Consider the following 9,977-nt stretch of genomic DNA (forward strand, 5'->3'; position numbering starts at 1 on the left):
CGCTCATGATCCTGCGGATGTCGTCCTTGTTCGTGCGCACCCTGCGCGACGACCCGGCCGACGCCGAGGTGCCCAGCCACCGGCTGCTCGTGCGGGCCGGCTACATCCGCCGCGCCGCCCCCGGCATCTACTCCTGGCTGCCGCTCGGCCTGCGGGTGCTGCGGCGCATCGAGGCGATCGTGCGCGACGAGATGGACGGCATCGGCGCGCAGGAGCTGAGCTTCCCGGCGCTGCTGCCCCGCGAGCCCTACGAGGCCACCGGCCGCTGGACCGAGTACGGCGACGGCATCTTCCGCCTCAAGGACCGCAAGGACGGCGACTACCTGCTCGGCCCCACGCACGAGGAGATGTTCACCCTCGTCGTGAAGGACCTCTACTCCTCCTACAAGGACCTGCCGCTCTCGCTCTACCAGGTCCAGACGAAGTACCGCGACGAGGCGCGGCCCCGCGCCGGCATCCTGCGCGGCCGCGAGTTCGTGATGAAGGACTCCTACTCCTTCGACGTCGACGACGCCGGCCTCGACGCGAGCTACCAGCGCCACCGCGACGCCTACGTGCGGATCTTCGACCGGCTCGGCTTCGACTACGTGATCGTCAAGGCGACCTCGGGCGCGATGGGCGGGTCGAGGTCGGAGGAGTTCCTGGCCAAGGCGGCCGTCGGCGAGGACACCTACGTGCGCTGCACCCGCTGCGACTACGCAGCCAACGTCGAGGCCGTCGAGGTGCGCCCGCCCGCGCCCGTGCCGTACGACGACGCCCCGGCCGCGCACGCCGAGCAGACCCCCGACACCCCGACCATCGACACCCTGGTCGACCACCTCAACGAGGCGTTCGCGCGCGACGACCGCGCCTGGACGGCGGCCGACACCCTCAAGAACGTGCTCGTCGTCCTCAAGCACCCCGACGGCACCCGCGAGCCGCTGGCCATCGGCCTGCCCGGCGACCGCGAGGTCGACCAGAAGCGGCTCGAGGGCCAGCTCGAGCCCATCGAGGTCGAGCCCATGGACGAGGCCGAGCTGGCCAGGCACCCGGCGCTGAAGAAGGGCTACATCGGCCCCGGCGTGCTGGGGGAGAAGAACGCCTCCGGCATCCGCTACCTCGTCGACCCGCGCGTCGTCGAGGGCACCCGGTGGGTCACCGGTGCCGACGTCGCCGGCAGCCACGTCATCGACCTCGTCGCCGGCCGCGACTTCACCCCCGACGGCACCATCGAGGCCGCCGAGGTGCGCGACGGCGACGCCTGTCCCGTCTGCGCGTCGCGCGGCGACGACGGCGTCCTCGAGAGCGCCCGCGGCATCGAGATGGGCCACGTGTTCGCGCTCGGCCGCAAGTACGCCGACGCGCTCGACCTGCGGGTGCTCGACGAGAACGGCAAGCTCGTCACGGTCACGATGGGCTCCTACGGCGTCGGCATCTCCCGCGCCGTCGCCGCCATCGCCGAGAACACCCTCGACGAGATCGGGCTGTGCTGGCCGCGCAACGTGGCCCCGGCCGACGTGCACCTCGTGGCCACCGGCAAGGACGAGGCCGTCTTCGCCGCGGCCGAGCAGATCGCCCACGAGCTCGACGCCGCCGGCGTCACCGTGCTCTTCGACGACCGCGGCGGCAAGACCAGCCCCGGCGTGAAGTTCAAGGACGCCGAGCTGATCGGCGTGCCCACGATCGCCGTGGTCGGGAAGGGCCTGGCCGACGGCGTGGTCGAGGTCAAGGACCGTCGCTCCGGCGAGCGTCAGGACGTCGCCGTCGGCGCCGTCGTCGACCACCTGGTGGGCCTCGTCCGCGCCTGAGGGTCAGCCCGGCGCCTCGAGCCGGCCGACCACGCCCGCCAGGCCGCTCGTCACGAACGACGGGTCACCCGGCCCGAGCCCGTGCAGCACCTCGTGCCACGGACCCAGCAGGTGCAGGTCGCGCCCGCGCGCCAGCAGCGCGGGGGAGGGGGCGTACGCGGCGAGCAGCGCCTCGCGGAAGGCCGGGCCGGCGCCGAACGCGGTCCAGGCCAGGTCGATCGCCGGGTCGCCGACCGCCGCGTCGCCCCAGTCGATGACGCCGGTGACCCGCTCGCCCACGACGCGCAGGTGCGAGGGGCCGAGGTCGCCGTGCGTCAGCCGCGGGTCGGACGGCGGCACCGAGACCCGCTCGAGCAGCGCCGTCCCGGCGGCGACGAGCCGCGGCGGCAGCAGCGGCAGCACGTCGACCCGCATCCGCCCGACCACCGCGAGCCGCGCCGCGTGCGAGGCGCTCGCGTCCGGGGCGCCGCGCCGCACCGCCTCGGCCGGGTCGAGGCCGTGCAGCGCCCGCAGGAACCCGCCGACCGCGGCCCCGTGGGCGGACGACGTCCCCGGGCACGGCCCGCCGGCCAGCAGGGCGTGCCGCACCGTCAGCGGCGACTCCGCGACGACCACCGGGTCGGGCACCGGCAGCGGCAGCAGCGGGCCGAGCCACGGCAGCAGCGCGACCTCACGGCGCAGCTGCGGCTCGCGGTCGGCCGCGCGCGGCGTCCGGTCGACCCAGCGCCCGTCGACCAGCACCGCGCGGCAGTCCCAGCCGTCGTCGGCGAAGTCGGTCACGTGCCGACCCCACCACCCGGCCGATTCCGTGGGCAACCCGGTTGCGCCCTACCTTGTGCCGCGTAACGAGCGGCACGGGCATCGAGGCGGTCATCTTCGACTGGGGCGGCACGCTGACCGCCTGGCACGACGTCGACTTCCACGCCGAGTCGCTCGCGCTGGCCCAGGCGGTCGTCGGCGCCGACCACGACGTCGAGGTCTCGCAGCGCCTGCTGCACCAGGCCGGCGACACGATCTGGGGCCGCAGCCGCGACCACCAGCAGAGCTCGACGGTCGCCGACCTGTTCGCCGAGGCCGGGCTCGAGCACGACCCCGACCTGCTCGAGGGCTACTACGCCTTCTGGGAGCCGCACACCCTCACCGACCCCGACGTCGGGCCGCTGTGGGAGGCCCTGCACGAGCGCGGCATCGCGGTGGGCGTGCTCTCGAACACCATCTGGCCCCGCGCGGTGCACGAGCGCATCTTCGAGCGCGACGGCGTGCGCCACCTGATCGACGGCGACGTCTACACCAGCGAGATCGCCCACACCAAGCCGTCCCCGCACGCCTTCCGCGCCGCCATGGACGCCGTCGGCGCCACCGACCCGGCCGCCTGCGTCTACGTCGGCGACCGCCTCTTCGACGACGTGTGGGGCGCCCACAACGCCGGGCTGCGCGCCGTCCACGTGCCGCACAGCGCGATCCCGCGCTCGCAGGTCGGCCACACCGAGGGCGAGCCGGACGCCGTCGTGCAGCGCCTGGGCGACGTGCTGGACGTCGTCGACGGCTGGCGCTGACCGGCCGGCCCGGCCCGGCGGTCCAGGTCGCCGTTGCAGGTTCTCGCAACGCACGAACCTGAGGTCACGGACCCTTGCCGACGTCCGCGGTCGCGAGGACGGTGAGCGCATGTCGCTCCCGACCCTGCCCGCCCGCCGGGCCCTCGCCGTCCTGACCCTCACCGTGGCCGCCGCCACCGGCACCCAGCTGGCCGCGCCCGCGTTCGCCGCCCACCCCGCCACCGAGGCGCCGCCGTCCGGCGACGTCGAGCAGGAGTGCTTCGAGCCGGGCGCCGACCTCGCCACCTCGGCCCGGGGCGGGCAGGAGCACGACCACCGCCACGTGGACGCCGCCGAGGTCCGCCGCATCGAGGCCCGCACCGCGGGCCTGCTGAAGGGCACCACCGCCGCCGATCGCGCCGCCGTCGCCCAGGCCTCCTCCATACCGGTCTACGTGCACGTCATGACGGCCAAGAACGGCGCCGGCAACGTCACCGACGCCCAGGTCAGCCAGCAGGTCGCGGTGCTCAACGCCTCCTACGGCGGTCGCGGCGACGCCGTCGACACCGGCTTCACCTTCACCCTCGCCGGCATCGACCGCTTCGCCAACGACACCTGGCACCGCGACGGCGCGAGCAGCAAGTACCGCTCGCAGACCCGCAAGGGCGGCGCCAACGCCCTCAACATCTGGCTCGTCGACTTCGACTACCTCGGCATCGCCACGTTCCCGTGGGACTACGCCCGCAACCCGAAGATCGACGGCATCCGGGTGCAGTACTCCTCGCTGCCGGGCGGCTCGGCCACCAACTACAACCTCGGCGAGACCGCCACGCACGAGGCCGGCCATTGGCTCGGGCTCTACCACACGTTCCAGGGCGGCTGCACGACCACCAACGACCAGGTGGCCGACACCCCGGCGCAGTCCAGCGCCACCAGTGGCTGCCCCGCGGGCCGCGACTCGTGCGCGCTGCCGGGCCTCGACCCGATCCACAACTACATGGACTACAGCTACGACGCCTGCTACACCGAGTTCAGCCCCGGGCAGAGCTCGCGCATGACCCAGATGTTCGCCGCCTACCGCGCCTGACGCGCACGGCCGGGCCGAGGGCCTCGCCCGTCCCCTGCAGACTTGTGCAGGACGACGGGCGGGGCCCTCCGCACGTCCCGGAAGCCTCGTCGCCGGTGTGCTCGCGACCCCGTGAACGACCCCTGACCGGCTCCTGACCGACCCGTCCCGGTCTAGACCAGGCTGCCGGCGGGGCGGTGCTCCGTGGCCGCCATCCGCCCGCAGCACGGGGGGATGCGCACCCGGGACGGCGGTCTGGACCGCTGGTCCAGACCTGCCGGCTGCAGGTTCTCGCGCCGTCCGCCCTCGGTGTCCCACGTTGCAGGTTTCTGCATTGCAGTTTTGTGATGAGGCGCAGCCATGTTTGGGAGCGGGGTGGCTGTTGCAGACTCATGCACGGAGGGTGTCCCCCCGGCACGTCCCCGCCGGATCCCTCCACACGGCCTCTGTCCCAGGCCACACGCAGTCCGCAAGCTCGTCTTTCCGGGGGGCATCTCGGGAGTTCCCCGGGAGGACGAGTTCGCGGACTGCTTCTTTTTTCCGCCCGCCCCGGCAGTCAGCCCGGCGGACGGTCCTCAGCGACCGGGGTAGCGCCGCGGCGACCCGCCGAAGGCCAGCTCGCGCAGCGCGGAGTCGAGCAGCGCCTCGAGCGCCGCGCCCCGCCGCTCACCCGGCGCGTTCGCCACCACGAACCCGTAGGCGGCGCCGCAGTCGCGCTCGAGCCGCAGCGCCCGGCTGCGCACCGCGCGCACCGGGTCGGCCGCCGCGTCGACGTCGGTGACGTCGTAGGCCGGCGCCGCCGCCACCGGGTCGCCGCCGTCGTCGCGCACGAGCGCCTCGAGCAGGTCGCGCCGGTCGCGGTGCACCGAGTAGGCCTCCTGCAGCAGCCCGTAGAGCGTCGGCTCGGCCGACGCCGAGGTCTGCGCCCCGAGGTAGCCCAGCACCCACACCGCGGCGTGCTCGGCGGCGAGCGCGGTCTGCAGGGCGTCGCGGTAGCTCACAGCACCTCCCGGTGCTGGGCCACCGAGGCCGCCATCGTGGCCAGCAGCAGCGCCAGCGGGCCGCTCTCGGCCTCGGTGGCGGCCGCCAGCAGCGTGCGCTGCAACCGTGCCTCCGCCCGGACGGCGCCCGCCCGCGCCGCGCGGCGTCCACCGGGGGGCTCGGGGGCCGCGGCGCCGCGCACCGGGCCGCCGAGCTCGCGCAGGTGGGCGCGGTGCAGGTCGGTGAGCGGGCCCAGGTCGCCGGCGAGGGCCGGATGACGACGCACGGCCGCCGCGGTGGTCGCCTCCGTGCGCGCCACCGCCCGCCGCACCCGCAGCGTCAGCGCCTCGTCGGCCGAGGGCTCCGCGGGCTCGGTCGGGTCGTCGGGGTCGACCTCGTCGCTGCCCTCGCCGGTCGGCGAGGTGGTGGGGGTGTAGGTCGGGTCGTCGGGGGAGGGGTCGAGCGAGTCGAGCGAGCACGCCGTCGTCCCGGCGACGCCCGCGAGCGCGCTGCCGAGCACCAGGCGGCGGGAGGCGGGGCGGGGGACGGGCACCCGGCCGACGATATCGCCGGGCGCCACGGGCGATCCCCTATGGTGGAGCGGCACGCGCACCGCCGTCCCGGCGCGGCGCCCCGTCCGGGCGCGCACGACCGCCGGGCACGCAAGGACAACAGCACAGGAGGTCGAGAACCATGCCAGCCGACCAGGCGTCGACCACCCGCTACGCGGCCGCGCTCAGCGAGCTGCTCGACGAGCCGCTCGCCGAGCTCGGCCTCGACCTCGAGGCCGTCGAGGTCTCCGCGGCCGGCCAGCGCCGGCTCGTGCGCGTCGCCGTCGACCAGGACGGCGGCGTCACCCTCGACGAGGTCGCCGTCGCCACCCGCCGGGTCGGCGAGGTGCTCGACGACCCCGCCCACGCCGACGTCACCGGCGAGCAGCCCTACACCCTCGAGGTCACCTCGCGCGGCGTCGACCGGCCCCTCACCCTGCCGCGCCACTGGCGCCGCAACACCGACCGCCTCGTCAAGACCACGCTCGCCGACGGCTCCACGGTGACCGGCCGCGTCACCGCCGCCGACGACGAGCCCGACGGCGCCGTCACCCTCGACGTCTCGGGCAGCGAGCGCCGCGTGCCATACGCCGAGGTGGGCAAGGCGCTGGTGCAGATCGAGTTCAACCGCAAGGAGCGCCCCTGATGGACATCGACATGACGATCCTTCGTCAGCTCGAGCGCGAGAAGGAGATCAAGTTCGACGTGCTCGTCGAGGCGATCGAGCAGTCGCTGCTGACGGCGTACCAGAAGACCCCGGGCGCCGTCGAGGACGCGCGCGTCGTGCTCGACCGCAAGACCGGGCACGTCACGGTGCTCGCCGCCGAGGTCGACGACGAGGGCGAGAAGGTCGGCGAGTTCGACGACACCCCGGCCGGCTTCGGCCGCATCGCCGCGACCACGGCGAAGCAGATCATGCTGCAGCGCCTGCGCGACGCCGAGGACGAGGTCCGGTACGGCGAGTTCTCCGGCAAGGAGGGCGACCTCATCTCGGGCGTGGTGCAGCAGGGCCGCAACCCCGACGACGTCCTGGTCGACCTCGGCCGCCTCGAGGCGCTGCTGCCCGTCAGCGAGCGGGTGCCGGGCGAGACCTACGCCCACGGCACCCGCATCAAGGCGCTGGTGCTCTCGGTGCGGCGCGGCATGCGCGGCCCCCAGATCACCCTGACCCGCTCGCACCCCAACCTGGTCAAGAAGCTGTTCGCCCTCGAGGTGCCCGAGATCGCCGACGGGCAGGTCAAGATCGCCGCCATCGCCCGCGAGGCCGGGCACCGCACCAAGATCGCGGTCTACACCGAGGCGTCCGGCGTCAACGCCAAGGGCGCCTGCATCGGCCCGATGGGTCAGCGGGTGCGCAACGTGATGGCCGAGCTCAACGGCGAGAAGATCGACATCGTCGACTGGTCGGAGGACCCCGCCGAGCTCGTCGCGCACGCCCTCTCGCCCGCCCAGGTCAGCCGGGTCGACGTCGTCGACCTCGCGGCCCGGTCGGCGCGCGTCGTCGTCCCGCAGTTCCAGCTGTCGCTGGCCATCGGCAAGGAGGGCCAGAACGCCCGCCTGGCCGCGCGCCTGACCGGCTGGCGCATCGACATCCACGGCGACGAGGAGGAGTAGGGCGCCGGCGACGGCTCAGTCGCCCACGCGGCTCACCCGCAGCCGCGGCACGAGGTGGTCGTCGTCGCCCTGCGACCACCGCGGGAAGTCGAAGACGGCCAGCATCAGCTGCAGCGGGTAGGTCGGCGGACGCGCACAGCGGCGCACCACGACGTCGTCCACGCTGAAGACGGCCTCGGCGGCGTCCCACTCGACGGCGTAGGTGTGGGGCGTCGTGACGTCGATCGGCAGCCGCGGCGCGTCGAAGTCCTGGGTCAGCGCCGGGTCGCGGAACGCCTTGACGCCGACGCCCACCTCGGCCGACGGCGCGTCGTCCGGCCCGAGGGAGCGCCCGAACACCTCGACGACGCACAGCTCGCCGCACTGCTCCTGGGCGGGGTCGTCCTCGAACCCGCTGAGCCACAGGGCGGCCATCGAGCGGGGGCTCAGCCACATGGCGCAGGTGATCGCGACCCGGCCGCCCGACGGCAGCCACCCCTCGAAGCGGGGCTGCTCCTCGCGCACGGTCTGCCCCTCGCGGAACCGCTGCTGGCCCCGGGTCGAGCCGACCGGCCCCGAGAACGAGCCGGTCTGCAGCCCCGAGACCCGCAGCGGCGGGTCGTGGTCGCCCGGGCACCACACCGGGTGGTCGACCGGCACCTCGAGCACGAGCGCGCCGTCGTCGAGGCGGTACGCCGCCACCGTGGCCGCGCGCGACGACCACGCCGGCAGGTAGTGCGGCAGCCACGTCGAGGTGTCGAGGTCCGGGCCGTCGAAGCGCAGGTCCACGGCGGCACGCTAGCCGCGAACCGCCCGACACGGCGTCGACTAGCGTCGCGGCGTGGTCGAGACGACCAGACCGTTCCACCTCGCCGGCACCGGACCCGTCGGCGTGCTCGTCCTGTCCGGGTCCAGCGGCCGCGTCGAGCGTGACCGCTGCGACCTGCTGGCCGCCGCGGGCGCGACGGCGGCGTCGTACCGGTGGTTCGGCGAGACCGTCGACCTCGTGCCGCTCGAGTCGTTCGACGAGCCGCTGGCCCGGCTGCACGAGCGGTGCGAGCGCCTCGTCGTGCTCGGCACCTCCCGCGGCGCGGAGGCCGCCCTGCTGCTCGGGGCCCGCCACCCCGAGATCGACCTGGTCGTCGGGGTCTCGCCCAGCGACGTCGTCTGGGCCGCGCTGAGCACCGACCGCCCCCAGCGCTCCTCGTTCACCAGCGGCGGCGAGCCGCTGCCCTTCGTGCCCTACGACGACGACTGGACGCCGGCCACCGACCCGCCCGAGCACGTCGGCATGTACCGCAGCGCCCTCGACCGGTTCGCCGACCGCGTGCCGGCGGCGCGCATCCCCGTCGAGCGCATCGCCGGCGACGTCGTCCTCACCGCCGGGGGAGACGACCGGCTCTGGCCCAGCACCGAGCTCGCCGTGCGGGTCGAGGCGCGACGCGCCGCCGCGGGCCTGCCGACCACGGTGCTCACCCACCCGGCGGCCGGCCACCGCGTCGTCCTCCCCGGCGAGCCCCGGCCGCCGTCGTCCCACCTGGTGCACGGCGGCACGCCCGCGGCCGACGCCGAGCTGGGTGCGGCGCTGTGGGCCAGGCTGCTCGCCGAGGTCACCGCGGGCGGTCCACGCGCCTGAGGTGCCGCCGGCCGGTTCGGCCGATCCCGCCGGGTTGGCTAGACTGGTACGCGGTGGTCAACCGATCGTCTCCTCTCGCCCGCACGGAGCCTGTCCGCACGTGCGTGGGGTGTCGTCGAACGGCCGCCAAGCGCGAGTTGTTACGGGTGACCGTCGGCTCGGACGACGAGGGCCGCCCGGCCGTCGTCCCCGATCCCCAGGGCACCGCACCCGGTCGCGGGGCGCACCTGCACCCCACCGCCGAGTGCTACCGACTCGCGGTGCGCCGGAAGGCCTTCGGACGCGCGCTCCGCGCCGACGCAGGACTGACCAGCACACCGGTGGGCGACCTCCTCGAGGCCGCCCCCGCCGCACCCGACTGACCGAACAGGAACTGGAGCAAGCAGCTCATGAGCACTCGATGAGTACTTCCCGATGAGTTTGCAACACCACCACTGAGGCTCGAGCACCGCACGGAACGCGGGTCGAGCCAGAAGGAGAATTGTGGCCAAGACCCGCGTACACGAGCTCGCCAAGGAGTTCGGAGTCGAGAGCAAGTTCGTTCTCGAGAAGTTCAAGGAGATGGGTGAGTTCGTCAAGTCGGCGAGCTCGACCGTCGAGCTGCCGGCCGAGATGCGCTTCCGCAAGGAGGTCGGCGCGTCGCTGAAGGCGACCGGAGCCGAGCAGCCCGCCGCGACCAACGGCACCGCCGAGAGCACCACCACGTCGTCGTCCGCCACGACGTCCACGTCGTCGTCGTCCACGTCGACCACCTCGTCGTCCACGACGTCGGCGCCCGCCGCGTCCGCCGCGTCCGCCCCCCCGGCGCCCGCGCCGGCGAAGAAGGCC

The 9,977-nt window shown here is 74.4% G+C and carries 12 protein-coding genes; 8 read left to right on the forward strand and 4 right to left on the reverse strand.

Features of this window, described 5'->3' with window-relative positions; genetic code table 11:
- Nucleotides 1-5: 5 nt before the first annotated feature.
- A complete protein-coding gene (locus tag ABEA04_RS11035; protein ID WP_345458219.1) occupies nt 6-1,787 on the forward strand; it encodes a proline--tRNA ligase in 1,782 nt (593 codons plus the stop codon).
- A 3-nt stretch (nt 1,788-1,790) separates the two neighbouring features.
- Here the strand turns inward: ABEA04_RS11035 and ABEA04_RS11040 are convergent, their stop codons facing one another.
- Nucleotides 1,791-2,567, reverse strand: coding sequence for a phosphotransferase (locus ABEA04_RS11040; protein ID WP_345458221.1), 777 nt, complete (start codon nt 2,565-2,567; stop codon nt 1,791-1,793).
- 53 nt (nt 2,568-2,620) lie between these two features.
- Here ABEA04_RS11040 and ABEA04_RS11045 point away from each other — a divergent pair, with 53 nt between their 5' ends.
- A complete protein-coding gene (locus ABEA04_RS11045; RefSeq protein WP_345458223.1) occupies nt 2,621-3,343 on the forward strand; it encodes an HAD family hydrolase in 723 nt (240 codons plus the stop codon).
- Between the two features lie 109 nt (nt 3,344-3,452).
- A complete protein-coding gene (locus tag ABEA04_RS11050) occupies nt 3,453-4,409 on the forward strand; it encodes a zinc metalloprotease (RefSeq protein ID WP_345458225.1) in 957 nt (318 codons plus the stop codon).
- Nucleotides 4,410-4,963: 554 nt separating this feature from the next.
- On the opposite strand, the gene ABEA04_RS11055 is transcribed toward ABEA04_RS11050, so the two are convergent.
- Nucleotides 4,964-5,389: a DUF4439 domain-containing protein gene (locus tag ABEA04_RS11055; RefSeq protein ID WP_345458227.1), complete on the reverse strand. Its 426-nt coding sequence runs from the start codon at nt 5,387-5,389 to the stop codon at nt 4,964-4,966.
- Complete coding sequence (locus ABEA04_RS11060; protein ID WP_345458229.1) at nt 5,386-5,922, reverse strand: hypothetical protein; 537 nt, start codon at nt 5,920-5,922, stop codon at nt 5,386-5,388. Before ABEA04_RS11060 ends, ABEA04_RS11055 begins: the two co-directional genes overlap by 4 nt.
- A 140-nt stretch (nt 5,923-6,062) precedes the next feature.
- On the opposite strand from ABEA04_RS11060, the gene rimP reads away from it, so the two are divergent.
- Together rimP and nusA are read left to right on the forward strand one after the other, a co-directional pair.
- Nucleotides 6,063-6,566 carry a ribosome maturation factor RimP gene (gene rimP, locus ABEA04_RS11065; protein WP_345458231.1) on the forward strand — a complete coding sequence of 168 codons (504 nt, stop codon included), beginning with the start codon at nt 6,063-6,065 and terminating at the stop codon, nt 6,564-6,566.
- Nucleotides 6,566-7,534: a transcription termination factor NusA gene (nusA, locus tag ABEA04_RS11070; protein ID WP_345458233.1), complete on the forward strand. Its 969-nt coding sequence runs from the start codon at nt 6,566-6,568 to the stop codon at nt 7,532-7,534. Before rimP ends, nusA begins: the two co-directional genes overlap by 1 nt.
- A 15-nt stretch (nt 7,535-7,549) precedes the next feature.
- Here nusA and ABEA04_RS11075 read toward each other — a convergent pair whose 3' ends face one another.
- Nucleotides 7,550-8,302, reverse strand: coding sequence for a glycoside hydrolase family 16 protein (locus ABEA04_RS11075; protein ID WP_345458235.1), 753 nt, complete (start codon nt 8,300-8,302; stop codon nt 7,550-7,552).
- A 52-nt stretch (nt 8,303-8,354) separates the two neighbouring features.
- Here ABEA04_RS11075 and ABEA04_RS11080 point away from each other — a divergent pair, with 52 nt between their 5' ends.
- The 3 genes from ABEA04_RS11080 to ABEA04_RS11090 form a co-directional block, all read left to right on the forward strand.
- Nucleotides 8,355-9,149 (forward strand): acyl-CoA thioester hydrolase/BAAT C-terminal domain-containing protein, encoded by a 795-nt coding sequence (locus ABEA04_RS11080; protein WP_345458237.1) that lies wholly within the window; start codon nt 8,355-8,357, stop codon nt 9,147-9,149.
- A gap of 104 nt (nt 9,150-9,253) precedes the next feature.
- On the forward strand, nt 9,254-9,511 hold the full coding sequence (locus ABEA04_RS11085) for a YlxR family protein (RefSeq protein WP_345458238.1): 258 nt from the start codon (nt 9,254-9,256) through the stop codon (nt 9,509-9,511).
- 121 nt (nt 9,512-9,632) lie between these two features.
- On the forward strand, nt 9,633-9,977 hold a 345-nt coding region (locus tag ABEA04_RS11090), incomplete at its 3' end, for a translation initiation factor IF-2 N-terminal domain-containing protein (protein WP_345458240.1).

The sequence above is a fragment of the Nocardioides marinquilinus genome, from assembly GCF_039543705.1.
GTDB lineage: Bacteria > Actinomycetota > Actinomycetes > Propionibacteriales > Nocardioidaceae > Nocardioides > Nocardioides marinquilinus.

Coding starts and splice junctions, on each gene's coding strand:
- ABEA04_RS11035 (WP_345458219.1), top strand. CDS start 6: ATGATCCTGCGGATGTCGTCCTTGTTCGTGCGCACCCTGCGCGACGAC.
- nusA (WP_345458233.1), top strand. CDS start 6,566: ATGGACATCGACATGACGATCCTTCGTCAGCTCGAGCGCGAGAAGGAG.
- rimP (WP_345458231.1), top strand. CDS start 6,063: ATGCCAGCCGACCAGGCGTCGACCACCCGCTACGCGGCCGCGCTCAGC.
- ABEA04_RS11050 (WP_345458225.1), top strand. CDS start 3,453: ATGTCGCTCCCGACCCTGCCCGCCCGCCGGGCCCTCGCCGTCCTGACC.